Source organism: Streptomyces sp. NPDC059874, assembly GCF_042731135.1.
Lineage (GTDB): Bacteria > Actinomycetota > Actinomycetes > Streptomycetales > Streptomycetaceae > Streptomyces.
The window spans coordinates 1-15,910 of sequence record NZ_JBHWJY010000128.1 but is presented as its reverse complement, the minus strand read 5'-3'; the positions used below and the strand labels follow the sequence as shown (position 1 = coordinate 15,910).

Below are 15,910 nucleotides of genomic sequence, written 5' to 3'. Positions count from 1 at the left end.
AGGACGAGCGCGCAACCATGGCTCAGCAGCCGGGATGACCCTCAGTGCGCGAGGACGAGGAGACGCCCCGGAGGGACACCGCGGACCAACCCGAGCAGTCACGACCCCGCCCGGGGGACATACCCAGCCCCTCCGGCGTTTGAGGAGCGGGGTCTGGGGCGGAGCCCCAGCAGCAGCGCCCCGCCCGGGGGGCCGGCCGCAGGCCCGCCGCCAGCCCCGCGATCACCACCAGCAGGCCCAGCCACACCGCCGGACCCGGCACCCCGCTCCCCGCGCACACCCCCACCCCGGCCGCCGCGAGCGGCGCGACCCCGGTCAGCAGCCCGGCCCGGCCCGAGCCCACGGCGGCCACCGTGCGGTACCAGAGGAGGAAGGCCACGGCCGTCACCATGACGGCCAGGTACCCCGCGGCCGCCCACTGAGCCCCGGTCACCGACACGAGGTCCGCGGGGCGCTCGAACGCCGCCGCGAGCCCGGCGAACATCACCGCCCCCATCCACACCGCGTGCACCGACACCCCCCAGGCGCCGTGCCGGCCCAGCACCGGCACGGCGAGCAGCGTGAACCCGGCCTCGCAGGCCAGCGCGAGCGCCGCCCAGCCCACCCCGGCGGCGTCCGTGCGGCCCGTCCCCTCCACGAGCACGGCCCCCGCCACCACCACGGGAGCCGCGAGCAGCACCTGCCGGCTGGGCCGCCGCCCCTCCAGGAACGGGCCGAGCAGCCCCAGCAGGATCGGTACGGAGGCCACCGCGACGGCGATCACCGCCGGTTCGGCATGCGCGACCCCGCGTACGACCGCCACGTTGAACAGCACCAGCCCCGCCGCCGCGATCCCGGCCAGCCACAGCCACTCCCCGCCGCGCGGACGCAGGATCGGCACCCGCGCGGCCCGGGCGAGTGCGAGCAGGAGCAGCGCCGCGCCGGCGTACCGCACGGCCTGGACGGCGAAGAGCGGGGCGTCGACGAGGGAACGGGAGACGGTGACGCTGCTGCCGACCAGCGCCATCCCGGCGATACCGGGGGCCAGGTCCCGAAGGGCGGTGGATGGTGTTCTCATGGCGTCCAGCCTGGTCCCACAATGGTCCTGTGAGCAGGTCCAAAGAGAGCGGGACCCAGGGGTCCAAAACCGCGGCGGCCGAGGCCGGCAGCACCCGCGCCAACGGAGCCGCTCCGGCAGCCCCGGCAGGCCCGGCCGGGGCCACGGGGCCGGCGGGATCCGACTTCCTGCAGCTCGACATCGGCGAGGCCCCGCAGGGCTCCCGCACCGAGTGGCTCGCCGGACGGCTCCGCGCCGCCATCGCCGACGGCACCCTCCCGGTCGGCAGCAGGCTCCCCGCGTCCCGCGTGCTCGCCGCCGAGCTCCGCGTCTCCCGGGGGCTGGTCACCGAGGCCTACCAGCGGCTCGCCGAGACCGGCCAGGTCACCGGGCGCGGCCGGGGAGGCACCGTCGTGGTCGCCGCCCCGCCTCCGGCGGCCGCCCCCTCGGCGGCCCCGGAACGCGGAGGGCTCGTGGACGCCCTGCGCGCCGTACCCTGCCGCATCGACCTGTCGCCCGGGGTTCCCGACCTCACCGCCTTCCCGCGTACGGCCTGGCTGCAGGCCGAGCGCCGGGTGCTCGCCGCACTCACCCCGGCCGACTTCGGCTACGGGAACCCGCAGGGCGCCCCCGCGCTGCGGGCTGCCGTCGCCGGCTGGCTGGCGCGCAACCGGGGCATCCGCGCCGACCCCGACGAGGTGGTGATCGTCGCGGGCGTCGCCCAGGCCCTCGGGCTCCTCGCGCACGTCCTGCGCGAGGACGGCGTACGGCGCGTCGCGGTGGAGGACCCCGGCTCCCTCGGGGCCCGGCAGCAACTGGAGTACGGGCGGCTGGAGACCGTACCGGTACCGGTGGACGAGGCCGGGCTCGACGTGACCGCCCTCCGCGCGAGCGGGGCCGACGCCGTCCTGATGACCCCGGCACACCAGTTCCCGACCGGAGTCGTCCTCGACGGCGAGCGCCGCCGGGACCTGCTCGGTTGGGCGGCCTCCGGAGGACTGGTCGTCGAGGACGACTACGACGCCGAGCACCGCTACGACCGCGCCCCCGTCCCCGCGCTGCGCGCCCTGCTCCCCGAAGGCGTCTGCTATGCCGGGAGCGTCTCCAAACTCCTCGCCCCCGCGCTGCGGCTCGGCTGGCTGCTGGTCCCGCCGCGGCTGCGCGACCCCGTGATCGCGGCCAAGCGGTACGCCGACCTCGGCAATCCCGTCCTCGCCCAGCTCGTCCTGGCCCGGCTGATGGACTCGGGCGAGCTGGAACGGCACCTGCGGTTCGTCCGGCGCCGCCACCGCCGCCGCCGGGACGCCATGCTCCGGGCCCTCGCCGACCGGCTGCCCGGCGCCCGGGTCCACGGGGCGGCGGCCGGCCTGCACCTCATGGTCACCTTCGACGGCGCCGGCTTCGAGGACACCGACCTGGCCGCGGCGGCCCTGGCCCTCGGGGTCAAGGCCCATCCGCTGTCCTGGCACCGGATGCGACCGGGCCCGCCGGGTCTGATCCTCGGCTACGCGGCCGGTTCCGTGGGCGAGATCGAGGAGGGCATCGCCACGCTGGGCACGGCCCTGGACGCGCTCCCGCGCACCGGGGGACAAGTTTTTCGAGAAGTTCGAGGAGAGAAGCAACCTCCCGGGGGGTCGCGCGTCGTGCGGGGGTGAAGGGTGCGGTCCCGCGCCCCCGACCCGATCGTGGAGAACCACCGTGAAGAACCTGAAGCGCGTCCCCCGCACCGTCCGCCGGGCGGCCGTCACCGCGGCCGCCGCCGGGGCGGTCGTCGCCCTCGCAGGACCGGCCTTCGCCACGGGGGGCTCCGCCGCGCCCGCTCCCGCGTCCAGCGCTTCGCCGAGCGCCGGGCCCGCGGCCGGCGTCTCGCCGAGCGCCGCGCCGAAGGTGCCCGCCGAGGGGGCGAAGCCGAGCCCGTCGGTCAGCGTCCCCGGCAGCATCCCGCCGAGCCCCGCGTCGGAGTCCTCCGTGCCGAGCGCGGCCCCGAGCGTCTCCGCCTCACCCGCCACGCCGGTCGATTCGGAGCTCGCGCATACTGGCTCCTCCGCGACCACCACCGCGCTGGGGGCCGGGGCCGCCGTCCTCGTCGCCGCCGGGGCCGGGACCCTGTACGCCGTACGGCGCCGCGCCAACGGCTGAGGGAACCCGTGCCGCACCTCGTACCGACCGCCGGCCCCGCCATGCCCGTCCTCGACCGGGCGTGGCGGGGCCTGTGGTCGTTCCTGCGCCGCGAGCGCTCCGCCCCGCAGGCGTACCGCTCCTCGTACGAGACCACGTACGGGCCCTCGTACGAGACCCCGTACGGCTCCTCGTACACCTACGACCTGACCGGCCAGGGCGACTTCGGGCAGCCGCCCACCGTCTCCGCGCTGTACCACGCGCACCGGCTGCGCATGGTGCGGCTGGCCGTGCTGCTCGTGGACGACATGGCCACCGCCGAGGACGTCGTACAGGACGCCTTCACCGCCCTGTACCGCCGCCACGGCGAGCACATCACCGAGGTCGACAACGCGCTGGGCTACCTGCGCACCGCCGTGGTCAACACCTCGCGCTCCGTGCTCCGCCGCCGGCGGACCGTCCGGGCCTGGACCCCGCCCCCGGCGGCGCAGATGCCCTCGGCCGAGGCGTCGGTCGTCCTCGACGAGGCGCATCGCGAAGTGTTGGCCGCGCTCGGCCGGTTGAGCCCGCGCCGGCGCCAGGTGCTGGTGTTGCGCTACTGGGCCGAGCTCAGCGAGGCGGAGATCGCCACCACCCTCGGGATCAGCCGGGGAGCGGTGAAGTCGAACGCGAGCCGGGGCCTGGACGCGCTGGAGCGGATTTTGGAGGGACGGATATGAAGCCCACGACGCACGACGGCGAACGCCCCGTCGAGCGGCGGCTGAGGCAGGCCCTCGACGCCCGCACCGCCGAGGTCACCGTGCGCGCGCTGCGGCCCGCCGATCCACCCGGTCCGCAGGTGCGACGGCTGCCCGCGGCCCTCGACCGGCTGCGGGGCCGCAGGCTGTACCTGGCGGGCCTGGGCGTGGCGGCCGCCGCCCTGGCCGGCTACCTGGCCCTCGCCCCGGAGGCCGCGCCGGTGCGCCCGGTGCCGCCGGCCGCTCCGCCCGAGCTCGTCTCGCCGACCCCCTCGCGGTCGTCATCGCCGTCTCCGAGTCCGACGCGGACTGCGACACCGACTCGGTCACCGGGGCCGACGAGGGTGCCGGAATCCGAGTCCCCGACGCCGGGTTCCCCGCCCACTCCGGTCGCGTCGTCGGTCCCGTCCGTCGCGCCCTCGGAGTCCTCGCCCCCGGGGCTCAAGTCCCCCTCTGCGTCCGTGCCTTACTCGCCGAGCCCGTCCCGCTGACCGGCGGGACACCCCATAAGGTGTCCCTGTGGCAGAGGTGAGCGGAGCGTGGGTCGGCGGCCGGTACCAACTCCTTGAGCTGGTGGGCCAGGGCGGCATGGGGCGCGTGTGGCGGGGGCGCGACGAGACGCTCGGCCGGGAGGTCGCCGTCAAGGAGGTGACGCTCCCTCAGGGAGTGGGCGAGGCGCAGCGCGAGGTCCTGCTCCAGCGCGTCATGCGCGAGGCCAAGGCCGCCGCCCGGCTCAACCACCCGGGGATCATCACGGTGCACGACGTGGTCGTGCACGAGGGCGCGCCCGCCATCGTCATGGAGTACGTGACCGGTACCTCGCTCGCCGCAACCGTCGCGCAGGCCGGCCACCTGCCGGCGCGACGGGTGGCGGAGATCGGCGTCCAACTGCTCAAGGCGCTCGGCCGGGCCCACGCCGCCGGCATCGTCCACCGCGACCTCAAGCCCGACAACGTGCTGCTCATGGACGACCGGGTGATCATCACGGACTTCGGCATCGCCCACGTGTCGGACGCCACCACGGCGCTCACCCACACCGGGACGATCATCGGCACGCCCGCCTACATGGCCCCCGAGCAGCTGGAGGGCGAGCCGCCGACCCCCGCCACCGACCTGTGGGCGCTGGGCGCCACCCTGTACGGCGCGGTCGAGGGGGTTCATCCGTTCTCCGCCGAGACCTTCACGGCGCTGTGCATCGCCATCGTCACGCAGGAACCGCGCACGCCGGAGCGGGCCGGGCCGCTGGCGGACGTACTGGCGACGCTGCTGACGAAGGACCCGACCCGGCGGGCCACCGCCGAACAGGCCCTGGCCGCCCTGGAGCCCGTCGCGTACGGCACCGTGCCCGCCCCGAGGCTCCCCGGGCCCCCCGCACCACTTCCGCCCAGGACCACGCCCGCGCCTGCTTCGAGGCGGGCCCGGCCGGTGCCGGTCGTGGCGCCGCGGGCCCGGGCGCGCGCCGCGTCCACCGCGGTCGCTCCCGACCCCGCACCCGTCCCGACGCGGACGAACCGGGCCCTGCTGCTGCGCGGCGGGGCCTGCTTCGCCCTGGTCTGGGCGGGCGCCTTCCTCCTGCCGTGGTCCCGTGCGGAGCAGTGGGTGAGCCTCGCCAAGACGCCGATCATCCTCGCCGTGGCCCTGATACTGGCGGTGGTGAACGCGGCGGTGCGCCCGCGGCTGCACCCCGTGCTGCAATGGCTGGTGTTCGTGGGCGTGAACACCGGGCTCTTCTTCGGGTTGGCCCTGATCCGGGACGGGGCAGCCCCGTCGACCATCCTCAACGGACTCTTCCTGGGCACCTGCTGCTTCATGCTGTGGCGGGTGGCCCCCGGGAGGAACTAGTGCCGTGACCCGGTGAACCTTTCCGGCCACAGCACTAGGCGGTTCCCGAGCCCCGCACCGCGGCCACCAGCGGGGCCAGTTCCGGGCGGAGCGCGGCCTCGTCCAGGGCCTCCCGCAGGGCGGTGTCGTTCGTGGGCCGGGCCTCGGCCAGCAGGGCCAGGCCGGACTCGCTCACGTCGGTGTAGATCCCCCGGCGATCGGTGTCGCAGATGTAGCGGGCCAGCAGCCCGCGGTCCTCCAGCCGGGTGACCAGCCGGGTCGTCGCGCTCTGGCTGAGCACCACCGCGTCCGCCACCTGCTTCATCTGCAGGTGCCCGCCCGGGCCGGAGTGCTGCCGGCTCAACACGTCCAACAGGGAGTACTCGCGCACGCTGAGCCCGTGCCCCGCCTGGAGCGCCCGCTCGATGTGCGACTCGATGCGCCCGTGCAGGAGGGAAAGCGCGCACCAGCCCCGCGCGAGGGCGGTCGGTGCGCTGTCCGTGGCCGTCATGACCCCAGGATAGGACAGAAGCGCAATAGCCCGCGCTTGCAAATATAACGCGTCTGCAATTAATGTGGACGCACGTAAGCCGCGAACGCAACATCCCGCGAAAGCGTCCTCCCCCCTGAAGGGGCTCCCCTCATGCCACTCGCCCTCCTCGCCCTCGCCATCGGGGCCTTCGGGATCGGCACCACCGAATTCGTGATCATGGGCCTGCTGCCCGAGGTCGCCGCCGACTACGGCGTCTCGATCCCCACCGCCGGATTCCTGGTCACCGGCTACGCCCTCGGTGTCGTCCTCGGCGCCCCGCTGATGACCGTCCTCGGTACCCGCGTCCCCCGCAAGCGCATGCTGATGCTGCTCATGGGCCTGTTCATCGCGGGCAACGTGCTTTCCGCGCTCGCCCCCGCCTTCGGCGTCATGCTCGCCGGTCGGGTCGTCGCCTCCCTCGCCCACGGAGCCTTCTTCGGCATCGGCGCGGTCGTCGCCGCCGAGCTCGTCGCCCCCGAGAAGAAGGCCGGGGCGATCGCCATGATGTTCACCGGCCTGACCGTGGCCAATGTGGTCGGAGTCCCGCTCGGCACCCTCGTCGGACAGACCGCCGGCTGGCGCCTCACCTTCCTGATCGTCGCCGCCCTCGGCGTCCTCGGCCTGCTGGGCATCGCCCGACTGGTGCCCGAACTGCCCCGGCCACAGGGCGTCCGCATCCGCCACGAGCTGGCGGCCTTCCGCAACGTCCAGGTGCTCCTCGCGATGGCGATGACCGTCCTCGGCTTCGGCGGGGTCTTCGCGGCGATCACCTACATCACCCCGATGATGACCAACGTCGCCGGCTTCGCCGACACCTCCGTCACCTGGCTGCTCGTGCTCTTCGGCCTCGGCATGGTCGCCGGCAACCTCGTCGGCGGCCGGTTCGCCGACCGCGCGCTCATGCCGATGCTGTACGTGACGCTGGGCGCACTGGCCGTCGTACTGGCCCTGTTCACCCTCACCGCGCACACCAAGGCGGGCGCGGCCGTCACCGTCGTCCTCATCGGAGCCCTCGGCTTCGCGACCGTGCCCCCGCTCCAGAAGCGGGTCCTCGACCAGGCCGCCGGCGCCCCCACCCTGGCCTCCGCCGTCAACATCGGCGCCTTCAACCTCGGCAACGCCCTCGCCGCCTGGCTCGGCGGCCTCGTGATCGCCGCCGGCCTCGGCTGGACCGCCCCGAACCGGGTCGGCGCAGCACTGGCCGCCTCCGCCCTCGCGCTGGCCCTCGTCTCCGGAGCGCTGGAACGCCGTACGGCCTCCCGGAGCGGCCGGATCGTCGCCGCCGGGAACCCCGCGCCCGCCGGCCCCCTCCCCGTCCACCACTGAGCCCCCCGGTCGCGCGCCCGCGTCCCCCGTGCCACGTTGGTACGGGAGACAAAGGTGCGTGATGCGGAATCCGAGGCGGCACAGGAGGGTCCACGTCATCGCGACGGCAACCGCCGCCGCGCTGGTCACCCTCGCCGTCCCGGGCTGTACGGCCGCCTCGGACGAGGCCCGCGCTCCGGCCGCTCCGGCCGCCCCGACGCCCGGCACCAGCGCTCCGACCGGGGACGGCACCGAGCCCATACCCGAGGCCGCCCCCACCCCTTCGCCGACGCGCACCTACCCCCTCTCCGCGGCCCCGCGGACCATACCGGCCGTACGGGAACACGTGCCCGCCCGCGGCCCCGGTTGGAAACCCGCCCCCGGCTCCCGCGTGGTCGTCCCGCAGGAAGACAAGGCGGCCCTGTCCGACGAGGGCCGACTGCTCGCCGGTGAACTGAAGATCGGCTACGCCGAGTCGACGGCCCCTCGGCCGGGCGACGTGGAACTGTCCCTCGGCGACGCGAAATCCGGGCCGCCCGAGTCGTACACCCTCGCAGTCAAGGACGGCCGGGTGCGCGTCACCGGACCGGACGAGGCCGGTGTCTTCTACGGCACCCGCACCCTCAAACAAGCCGTACGAGCCTCCGGTTCGGCCCCCGAGGGCACCGTGCGCGACGCCCCGGCCAAGCCCCAGCGCGGCCTCAACCTCGACATAGCGCGCAAGCACTTCACCCCCGACTGGATCGAGGGCCAACTGCGCGAGATGGCCGACCTCAAGCTCAACCAGCTCGGCCTGCACTTCTCCGACGACCAGGCCTTCCGGATCCAGTCCGACAGCCACCCCGAGATCGTCTCCACCCCGCACCTCACCAAGGCCGAGGTGCGCGGCATCACCGCGCTCGCCGCCCGCCTGCACATCACCGTCGTCCCGGAGATCGACTCGCCCGGGCACCTCGGCGCGGTGCTCCGAGCCCACCCCGACCTGCAACTGCGCGACGTACAGGGCCGGGCCGTCAAGGGGGCGGTGGACATCTCGGACCCGGCGGCGGCCAAGCTCGTCGACGAACTGCTGCGCGAGTACCTGCCGTTGTTCCCCGGCGGGGCCTGGCACCTGGGTGCGGACGAATACCAGGCGCTGGTCTACCGCGATCCGCAGACCTCCTTCCCCCAGCTCGCGACCGCCGCGCGGCAGCGGTACGGGGCCGGCGCCCGCGTACAGGACCTCGCGACGGGCTGGCTGAACGACCGCGCGGCCGTGGTCCGTCCGTCGGGCAAGGCGCTCAAGGCGTGGAACGACGGCTTCTTCTCCGGCGGGGTGGCCACCGCGGCCAAGGACATCCAGGCCGAGTACTGGACCGGCAAGGAGATCGGCGCCCGCCCGCCGCTGGACTACCTGCGCGCGGGCCGCACGGTCGTGAACCTCAACGACGAGTACCTGTACTACGTACTGGGCGAGCCGAACCAGTTCACGTACCCCACCGGCCGACGGATCTACGAGCAGTGGACCCCGCTCGTACTGCGCGGCACCACCGCCGTCCCGGCCACGTACGGGAAGCAGATACTGGGCGGGCGCCTCGCCGTCTGGTGCGACCTGGCGGGCGCCCAGACCCAGGCCCAGGTCGCGGCGGGCATCCGGGTGCCGCTGGCCGCGCTCTCCCAGAAGGTGTGGGACTCCCGCACTCCCACTCTGTCCTGGCCGGAGTTCAAGGCTCTCGCCGACCGGCTCTGAGCGGTTCGAGGCTCCCGAGCGGTCGGGCAAGTCCGCGATCCGCAACGACGTGATCCCGGACTGGTGACGATCGTGATCCGGCCATCGGCATGGCCGAAATCCGCACGCTAGGTTGAGCCGACGCTTCAACCCGGCAGAGGGAGACGACCATGCGAGCGGTACGCGGCCCGCGAAGGACCCGAGGGCGTGCGGCACTCGCCGCCCTGGCGGTCTCCGCATCGCTGGCCCTGACGGCCTGCGGCCCGGCCGGCGAAACGGCCGGGCCCGCCGGGTCGCCCGGCTCCGCGGGCCCGGCCGGCTCCTCGGCCCCCGCCGGCCCCTCCGCCACGGCCAAGGCGCCGACGCCCGCGGCGTCGAAGCCCACCGCCGCGAAGCCCACGGGGACGAAGAAGCCGGCCGCCCCGGGCCCGAGCGCGACCTGCGACCACAAGATGCCGATCGCGCCCGACCTGATCGCGGTCAACCGCTACACCCCGGAGGGCGGCTCGCACAACCTGATCGTCCGGCACGGGAACTGGAGCTGCGGCACCCCCGAAGACGGGGCGCACTTCGAGCCGGTGGGCAAGGAGACCTTCATCCCGATCGCGGAGACCGCCGAGATCACCGCCACCGCCCCGATCGTCGAGGGCTCGGCGCCGAAGAAGATCACGCTCCAGCAGCTCATCGACTGGGTGGTCGCCCACCCCGACGCCGGCCGCCCGTTCCGCTACCACCTGGGCGCCGACGGAGCGATCGACACCCTCGACGAGATCTACCTGCCCTAGGCCCTGTCGTCAAATTCGCGTCTGCCCCGCGGCGCCTGGCACGCACTCTCGCCGCACCGGGCGAAAGCCCAAGTACGTCCAGTACAAGGGCTTCCGCCCGGCACGCCGAGAGCACGCACCAGACGCCGCGGGGCCGCCCTTCGGGCGACGACGGGAATTTGACGACAGGGCCTAGCCCCGGGCACACCTACGGCCAGATGGAGTCGACCCACTCCGGGTGGTCGATGAACGGGTTCCGGTTGTGCTGGTAGGTGTCGTAGATGACCTGGTTGCGGCGCTGCTCGAAGACGTCCGGCGGGTCCATCCGGTTCCACTGCTTCAGCACGCTGATCCGGCCGTGTGCCGGGGCGGTGCCGTTGTTGACCTTGTCGTTCATCTCGAGGTCGGCGAAGCCGTCGCCGCCGTCGTAGCGCACGGCCATGTAGAGCAGCATCCGCGCCACGTCGCCCTTGACGGCGTCGCGCGGCTCGAAGGAGTCGCTGTCGGTGAGGCTGCCCGGAGCCTCGCCGACCGGGCCTCCGCCCAGGTCGAAGTCCTTGTTGCCGCGGGTGCTGTTGACCGTGACGTCCTCGGGGCGCAGGTGGTGGAGGTCGGTGCCCGGGCCGGTGGCGGTGCCGAAGTTCCCGTGGCTCTTGGCCCAGACGTGCTCGCGGTTCCAGTCGTTGGGATCGCCGCCGTTGGTGGACTTCGACTGCGAGCGGCCGGAGTAGACCAGGATGACGTTGTTCGGGTTCGCCGGGTCCTGGTCGGTGACCTTCAGCGCGTTCCACACGCCGTCGTACGTCACCTTGGACTGCACCTTGATGATGTCGTGCAGGGCGGTCTTCAGCGCGGCGCCGGTCTTGCCCTCGGCGGCGGCGTAGTACGCGTCCACCGAGGTGGCGGCCGTGGCGGCCCGGGGAGCCGTGGTGCGCTCCTGGCCGGCGGAGGCGACCGCCGGTATCGCGAACAGTGCGGCCGCCGCGAGGCCGGCGGCCCACGGGGTCAGTCGGGAGATTCTCATGACGTGGGGGTTCCTCTCTACAAACACCGTCCCCACCCTGGGTGTTGGTGGGGTGTCAGGTGGCAGAGCGAGGCTCACATTGTCATGTGCCGTGCAAGTAAAGGCCATGTGTCCGGCGCGCGGACCTTCGTGTGTGCGGCGGCCCGGGCGCGGGCAGGGTAGCGGTGGCCCGGCGGGGCCGGGCCGAGCGTGATGTCCGTACCGTGCACACTCCTACCGGGAGCAGCCCATGGCAGTGAAGATCCTCATCGTGACCGGCGACGCGGCCGAATCGCTGGAGGTCCTGTACCCGTACCAGCGACTTCGCGAGGAGGGGTACGAGGTACACATCGCGGCGCCGGTGGTGAAGAAGCTGCGGTTCGTGGTCCACGACTTCGAGGATGGCTTCGACACCTACACCGAGAAGCCCGGCTACACCTGGCCGGCCGACGTGGCGTTCGCCGACGTGGTGCCGGAGGAGTACGCGGCCGTCGTCGTCCCGGGCGGCCGGGCTCCCGAGTACCTGCGCAACGACCCCGAGGTGCGGCGGATCCTGGCCGCCTTCGCCGACTCGGACAAGCCGATCGCGCAGATCTGCCACGGCCCCCTGATCACGGCCGCGGCAGGCAGCCTGTCCGGGCGCCGGGTGACCGCGTACCCGGCTCTGGAGCTGGACATGAAGGCGGCCGGTGCGGAGTTCGAGGACTCCGAGACCGTGGTCGACGGCACCCTGGTGTCGGCCCGCGCCTGGCCCGACCACTCGCGCTGGATGCGGGAGTTCCTGACGGTGTTGCGCGGCAAGGCCCCGGTGGCCTGACCCGGCGCGAGGTGCCCCCGGCCGACGGGCCGGGGGCGGCTCCATGTCGAGGGCGGTGAAGGGGAGGCTCCCCATTCCCTTGTGAAGTGTCCGGACGCGTGCCTGACGGGGCGGGTGAGGTGTGCTGAGGTGGGCGGGTCAATCGATGTTGCCCACAAGGCAGTTGAAAGGACACCACCGTGACTGGACCCTTGGGTCGGCGCAGGTTCATCGGCGCGGCAGCGGCACTCGGCGGCGCCGCGCTCGCCGGTCCGCTCGCCCCGCTCGCCCAGGCCCGTACGACGGCCGACGGGGCCGCGGCCACCGCCGCGCGACCCGACGCCATCGCCACCCCGGCCGGCTTCCAGCCGGAGGGGATCGCCGTCTCCGGCCGTGGTGTGGCCTACACCGGATCGCTGATCGACGGCTCCATCTACCGGGCCGACCTCGCCACCGGGGTCGGCCGGATCATCACCCAGGGCCAGGGGCCGATGTCGGTCGGCCTGAAGCTCGACGGCTACGGCAGGCTGCTCGTCGCCGGCGGCGACAGCGGGCAGATCCGGGTCGTCCACTCCGGCGACGGCCGGGTGCTGGCCACGCACCAGGCGGCCACCGGCACGACCTTCATCAACGACGTGGTCGTCGGATGCGGCGGGGCCTGGTTCACCGACTCCTTCGCCGACACCGTGTACTTCCTGCCCGTCGGCCGCTCGCTCGCGGGCGCCGACGCCGCACCGCGCGCGCTGCACCTCGGCGGCGAGTGGGTGCCGGTCCCGCCCGGCGGGCAGTACTGGGGCGCCAACGGCATCGAGCGCACCCCCGACGGCCAGGCCCTGCTGCTGGTGCACGACACCGCCGAGGCGCTCTTCCGCGTCGACCCGCGCACCGGGACCGCGACCCGGACCGTCCTCGACGGCGGCTCGGTGGGCAACGGCGACGGGCTCGTGGTCCACGGTCGCACCCTGTACGTCGTACGCAACTGGGCCTACGCCGTGGACGTGTTCACCCTGAGCGGGGACGGCCGCCGGGCCCGGTTCGTCAAGCGGATCACCGACCCGCGCTTCGACGAACCGACGACCGCGGCCGTGTACGGCGACCGGCTCTACGTGGTCAACGCCCGCTTCGACGCCGACTGGGCGGATCCGGCCACCGCCTCGACGATCGTCAGCTGCCCGCTGTGACCGCGGGGGCCGGCTCGTACTTGTAGTCGGCGCCGAAGTTCTTCTGCACCGCCGCCTCCCACGAGCCGTCCGCGATCATCTTCTTGAGCGCATCGTTGATCTTGCCCTGGAGCTCCTTGTTGCCCTTCTTGACACCGATGCCATAGTTCTCGGTGCTCAGGCTCTGGCCCGTCAGCTTGAACTTGCCCTCGTTGCCCTTCCGGGCCACGTAACCGGCCAGGATGGAATTGTCCGTGGTCATCGCGTCGACCAGGCGGTCCTGGAGGGCGACGAGGCACTCCGAGTAGCCGGCGACCTCCAGGGGCTTGGCCGACTTGGGGGCCATGTTGTTCTTGAGGTTGTCGGCCGAGGTGGAGCCGGTGACCGAGCAGAGCCGCTTGGTGGGGGCGTTGAGGTCCTCGGCCTTGGCGATGCTCGTGTCGTCGGCGCGGATCAACAGGTCCTGGTGCGCGACGAAGTACGGGCCGGCGAAGTCGACCTTCTCCTTGCGCTTGTCGTTGATCGAGTAGCTCGCGGCGACGAACTTCACCTCGTTGTACTGCAGCAGCAGCTCGCGGTCGTTGCTGTACACCTGCTTGAACTCGATCTGGTCCGGCTTGTAGCCGAGCTCCTTGGCGATGTACGTGGCGACGTCCACGTCGAAGCCGGTGAAGGTGCCGTCGGACTCGCGCATCCCGATGCCCGGCTGGTCGAACTTGATCCCCACCGCGAGCGTCCCCTTGGCCTCGTCGTCGCCGCCGCACCCGGCGGTGGTGAGGGTGAGGGCGATCACTGCGGCGACCGCACCGGCCTGGGGAACCTTCATCTTGCACTCTTTCTTTGGACGCGGGCGTGCACCGGGATCGCCGGGCGCGTGGAACCGCGGAGACGTGGGGGGACGTCGACACACGTGTACGGAGAAGACGCGTGTACGAGGAAGCTAGGAAGGTGACGGGCTCAGCGTCACTACATCTGAGCAAAACTTGAGGATAACGATCCGTACCGACCGCCGTTCCTGCGGCGCATCGGTACCTGGGCGGGAAAAGGGGCGGAATGGGAACGGGTTCGGTACGGGTCGACGGAAACGCTCTGCTACTGGGAGAAGGGGTGCAGATCCGCTTCATTCGGACCCTGCGGCTGCCCGAATCCGGCACGCACGCGCTGCCCCCGGGGCTGGGGGAGTTCCCGCTGCGCCGCGTGGAGGACTACCCGGACACGGTGCCGCCGGAGTGGCTGGCGAAGGGCGGCGTGATGCTGCCCGTGTACCTGCGCGAGGCGATGTGGCTGAGCTTCGGCGGGACCCGTGAACCGGCAGCGCTCCAGGTCGGGGTCGGCAAGGTCTGCGCCGTCTCGGGCGAGCGCTGGACGGGGCGGCTCGCGCGCGGCCCGCAGAACTACCTGGTGCTGCCCCGGCAGCCGTGGCTCGACGGGATCAACTCGGGGGACGGGACGGTGCGCCAGTTCGTCGCCGTACCGCTCGGGCTCGGCGCCACGGTCGAGGGCCAGGTGACCGGTGAGGAGACCACCGGCGGTGTGCAGCTCCAGGCGTTCCCGCTGGGGCCGGTGGCGCTCGCGGAATGGCGCCGGGCGGAGTCGGCCCGGGTGATGCCGCCGAGGGCGGACGGCGCCGCCGTGTACGGGGCTCCGCCGGCGCCCGGGTCCTTCGGCGGCGCCCCGATGCCCGCCATGATGTCCGCGCCGATGGCCCCCGGCGGGGCTCCCGGCTCGGCTGTTCGGCGGGGCCCTGCCACGCCGCCCGCGGCTCCGGCGATGGGGCTCGGCGTGGGCGGCTCCATGCGCCAGGAGGTCTACCGGGACGATCGCCCGCTGTCCGACTGGGCCGAGGAGCCGGCCGCGCGGGTCTTCGTCCACCTGGTGACCCCGCCCGCGTGGCGGCGTATCACCGGGGAGGACGCGCCGCCCTCGCCGATCGACCGGGCCGCCTACACCAAGGCCGGGCTGCCCTGGTTCGACTACTACGACGAATCCGCCGCCGACCTCGCCCCGGCCGACTCCCTGAGCCAGGTCAAGCCGGTCGGGGAGTGGCTCGGCGACGACCACACCCCGTGGGCCGAGCCGACGCCCGGCCAGGTCAAGCCGCTCGGGAACGCCCCGCGGCCGGGCAAGCCCGTGCAGGACGGCGACTGGTAGGGCGACCGGGTGCGGCGACGGGTGGCCGGACGCGGGGTCGACTGGCCGGGAACGTACGGTCGTTCGGGCCGGCCCCGGGTCCGCGTGGGATCATGGCCGGGCCATACCCGTTGAACGGAGGGGGAGTTCGGTGACCGGTGTACGCAAGGGCCTGGCCAAGGTGGAGGTCGCACTGAGGTGGGACCCCAGCCCCGCCGGCACGCCCGCGAACGACCTCGACATCGTCGCCGCCGTCTACGGGGCGGCGGACCTCCACCGGGAACCGGTCCAGCTGGTCCACTTCGGCAGGCGCTCGCCCGACGGCACCATCACCCTGAACCGGGACAGCCACACCGGCCAGGGCTTCGGCTTCGACGAGGTGATGACGATCGAACTGGAGCGGATGGCCGAGCAGCTCCGCCGGGTCGTCGTCGGCGTGGTGATACAGAACGCCCTCGCGGGCGTGGGAACGGGCGCGGACCCGGGCCGGGCGAAGACCTTCGCCGACATCGCCGGTACGGGCTTCCGGATCCGCGAGGGTCACACCGACCTCGCCCAGGGCGACTTCGGCTCCGTGTCGACCGCCACGGCGGCCACGGTCGCCGAGTTCCTCCGCGACGCATCGGGCGCCTGGTCCCTCGACGCCCGGGTGCGCGGCTTCGACGCCGACCCGGAGGAGTACACCCGGGCCATGGGCTCCGTGGGCTAGACGAGTAAGTCCGAAGTCTTCGGGCGCATGAAGCGAGGGTCTCGTTGATCCGTTTGTGACGACAGATCTCGAAACCCTCGCGACAGCACTG

Annotated in this window: 16 protein-coding genes; 12 read left to right on the top strand and 4 right to left on the bottom strand. The window is 73.2% G+C overall.

The features are described 5' to 3' along the window. Window positions 1-22 precede the first annotated feature (22 nt). The gene (locus tag ACFV9H_RS39340) at window positions 23-1,057 is read right to left on the bottom strand and encodes a DMT family transporter (protein ID WP_385408435.1); all 1,035 of its coding nucleotides are present in this window, start codon (window positions 1,055-1,057) and stop codon (window positions 23-25) included. A gap of 167 nt (window positions 1,058-1,224) precedes the next feature. Here ACFV9H_RS39340 and ACFV9H_RS39335 point away from each other — a divergent pair, with 167 nt between their 5' ends. Genes ACFV9H_RS39335 through ACFV9H_RS39315 form a run of 5 tightly spaced genes read left to right on the top strand, consistent with a single transcriptional unit; the run spans window position 1,225 to window position 5,733 of the window. Further along, window positions 1,225-2,691, top strand: coding sequence for a PLP-dependent aminotransferase family protein (locus ACFV9H_RS39335; RefSeq protein ID WP_385408439.1), 1,467 nt, complete (start codon window positions 1,225-1,227; stop codon window positions 2,689-2,691). Between the two features lie 43 nt (window positions 2,692-2,734). Then, the gene (locus tag ACFV9H_RS39330) at window positions 2,735-3,175 is read left to right on the top strand and encodes an LAETG motif-containing sortase-dependent surface protein (RefSeq protein WP_385408433.1); all 441 of its coding nucleotides are present in this window, start codon (window positions 2,735-2,737) and stop codon (window positions 3,173-3,175) included. Between the two features lie 41 nt (window positions 3,176-3,216). Next, window positions 3,217-3,873 (top strand): RNA polymerase sigma factor, encoded by a 657-nt coding sequence (locus ACFV9H_RS39325; RefSeq protein WP_385408437.1) that lies wholly within the window; start codon window positions 3,217-3,219, stop codon window positions 3,871-3,873. After that, complete coding sequence (locus ACFV9H_RS39320; protein ID WP_385408431.1) at window positions 3,870-4,382, top strand: hypothetical protein; 513 nt, start codon at window positions 3,870-3,872, stop codon at window positions 4,380-4,382. The genes ACFV9H_RS39325 and ACFV9H_RS39320 overlap by 4 nt, the downstream gene beginning before the upstream one ends. Window positions 4,383-4,410: 28 nt before the next feature. Continuing rightward, on the top strand, window positions 4,411-5,733 hold the full coding sequence (locus tag ACFV9H_RS39315) for a serine/threonine-protein kinase (RefSeq protein WP_385408429.1): 1,323 nt from the start codon (window positions 4,411-4,413) through the stop codon (window positions 5,731-5,733). A 34-nt stretch (window positions 5,734-5,767) separates the two neighbouring features. Here ACFV9H_RS39315 and ACFV9H_RS39310 read toward each other — a convergent pair whose 3' ends face one another. Further along, entirely contained in the window at window positions 5,768-6,223 is a 456-nt protein-coding gene (locus ACFV9H_RS39310; protein ID WP_385408427.1) for a MarR family winged helix-turn-helix transcriptional regulator, read from the bottom strand. Window positions 6,224-6,355: 132 nt separating this feature from the next. Between ACFV9H_RS39310 and ACFV9H_RS39305 the strand changes: the two genes are divergently transcribed. The 3 genes from ACFV9H_RS39305 (at window position 6,356) to ACFV9H_RS39295 (ending at window position 10,042) form a co-directional block, all read left to right on the top strand. Then, window positions 6,356-7,570 carry an MFS transporter gene (locus ACFV9H_RS39305; RefSeq protein ID WP_385408425.1) on the top strand — a complete coding sequence of 405 codons (1,215 nt, stop codon included), beginning with the start codon at window positions 6,356-6,358 and terminating at the stop codon, window positions 7,568-7,570. A gap of 61 nt (window positions 7,571-7,631) precedes the next feature. Continuing rightward, window positions 7,632-9,278, top strand: coding sequence for a family 20 glycosylhydrolase (locus tag ACFV9H_RS39300; protein WP_385408423.1), 1,647 nt, complete (start codon window positions 7,632-7,634; stop codon window positions 9,276-9,278). A gap of 149 nt (window positions 9,279-9,427) precedes the next feature. Continuing rightward, window positions 9,428-10,042: a hypothetical protein gene (locus ACFV9H_RS39295; RefSeq protein ID WP_385408421.1), complete on the top strand. Its 615-nt coding sequence runs from the start codon at window positions 9,428-9,430 to the stop codon at window positions 10,040-10,042. A gap of 187 nt (window positions 10,043-10,229) precedes the next feature. Here the strand turns inward: ACFV9H_RS39295 and ACFV9H_RS39290 are convergent, their stop codons facing one another. After that, a complete protein-coding gene (locus ACFV9H_RS39290; RefSeq protein ID WP_385408419.1) occupies window positions 10,230-11,045 on the bottom strand; it encodes an endonuclease I family protein in 816 nt (271 codons plus the stop codon). 229 nt (window positions 11,046-11,274) lie between these two features. Between ACFV9H_RS39290 and ACFV9H_RS39285 the strand changes: the two genes are divergently transcribed. Then, window positions 11,275-11,841: a DJ-1/PfpI family protein gene (locus ACFV9H_RS39285; protein ID WP_385408417.1), complete on the top strand. Its 567-nt coding sequence runs from the start codon at window positions 11,275-11,277 to the stop codon at window positions 11,839-11,841. A 179-nt stretch (window positions 11,842-12,020) separates the two neighbouring features. After that, window positions 12,021-13,001: an SMP-30/gluconolactonase/LRE family protein gene (locus tag ACFV9H_RS39280; protein ID WP_385408415.1), complete on the top strand. Its 981-nt coding sequence runs from the start codon at window positions 12,021-12,023 to the stop codon at window positions 12,999-13,001. On the opposite strand, the gene ACFV9H_RS39275 is transcribed toward ACFV9H_RS39280, so the two are convergent. Continuing rightward, window positions 12,985-13,806 carry a glutamate ABC transporter substrate-binding protein gene (locus ACFV9H_RS39275; RefSeq protein WP_385408413.1) on the bottom strand — a complete coding sequence of 274 codons (822 nt, stop codon included), beginning with the start codon at window positions 13,804-13,806 and terminating at the stop codon, window positions 12,985-12,987. The genes ACFV9H_RS39280 and ACFV9H_RS39275 overlap by 17 nt on opposite strands. Before the next feature lie 227 nt (window positions 13,807-14,033). Here ACFV9H_RS39275 and ACFV9H_RS39270 point away from each other — a divergent pair, with 227 nt between their 5' ends. Together ACFV9H_RS39270 and ACFV9H_RS39265 are read left to right on the top strand one after the other, a co-directional pair. Then, on the top strand, window positions 14,034-15,131 hold the full coding sequence (locus ACFV9H_RS39270; RefSeq protein ID WP_385408411.1) for a hypothetical protein: 1,098 nt from the start codon (window positions 14,034-14,036) through the stop codon (window positions 15,129-15,131). 130 nt (window positions 15,132-15,261) lie between these two features. After that, a complete protein-coding gene (locus ACFV9H_RS39265) occupies window positions 15,262-15,819 on the top strand; it encodes a TerD family protein (protein WP_385408409.1) in 558 nt (185 codons plus the stop codon). Window positions 15,820-15,910: the final 91 nt, after the last annotated feature.

What these genes read in the sequence shown, in the direction of transcription:
- ACFV9H_RS39310 (WP_385408427.1), bottom strand. Translation starts at nt 6,223, where the DNA reads ATGACGGCCACGGACAGCGCACCGACCGCCCTCGCGCGGGGCTGGTGC.
- ACFV9H_RS39290 (WP_385408419.1), bottom strand. Translation starts at nt 11,045, where the DNA reads ATGAGAATCTCCCGACTGACCCCGTGGGCCGCCGGCCTCGCGGCGGCC.
- ACFV9H_RS39270 (WP_385408411.1), top strand. Translation starts at nt 14,034, where the DNA reads ATGGGAACGGGTTCGGTACGGGTCGACGGAAACGCTCTGCTACTGGGA.
- ACFV9H_RS39295 (WP_385408421.1), top strand. Translation starts at nt 9,428, where the DNA reads ATGCGAGCGGTACGCGGCCCGCGAAGGACCCGAGGGCGTGCGGCACTC.
- ACFV9H_RS39285 (WP_385408417.1), top strand. Translation starts at nt 11,275, where the DNA reads ATGGCAGTGAAGATCCTCATCGTGACCGGCGACGCGGCCGAATCGCTG.
- ACFV9H_RS39320 (WP_385408431.1), top strand. Translation starts at nt 3,870, where the DNA reads ATGAAGCCCACGACGCACGACGGCGAACGCCCCGTCGAGCGGCGGCTG.
- ACFV9H_RS39300 (WP_385408423.1), top strand. Translation starts at nt 7,632, where the DNA reads ATGCGGAATCCGAGGCGGCACAGGAGGGTCCACGTCATCGCGACGGCA.
- ACFV9H_RS39305 (WP_385408425.1), top strand. Translation starts at nt 6,356, where the DNA reads ATGCCACTCGCCCTCCTCGCCCTCGCCATCGGGGCCTTCGGGATCGGC.
- ACFV9H_RS39275 (WP_385408413.1), bottom strand. Translation starts at nt 13,806, where the DNA reads ATGAAGGTTCCCCAGGCCGGTGCGGTCGCCGCAGTGATCGCCCTCACC.
- ACFV9H_RS39340 (WP_385408435.1), bottom strand. Translation starts at nt 1,057, where the DNA reads ATGAGAACACCATCCACCGCCCTTCGGGACCTGGCCCCCGGTATCGCC.
- ACFV9H_RS39325 (WP_385408437.1), top strand. Translation starts at nt 3,217, where the DNA reads ATGCCCGTCCTCGACCGGGCGTGGCGGGGCCTGTGGTCGTTCCTGCGC.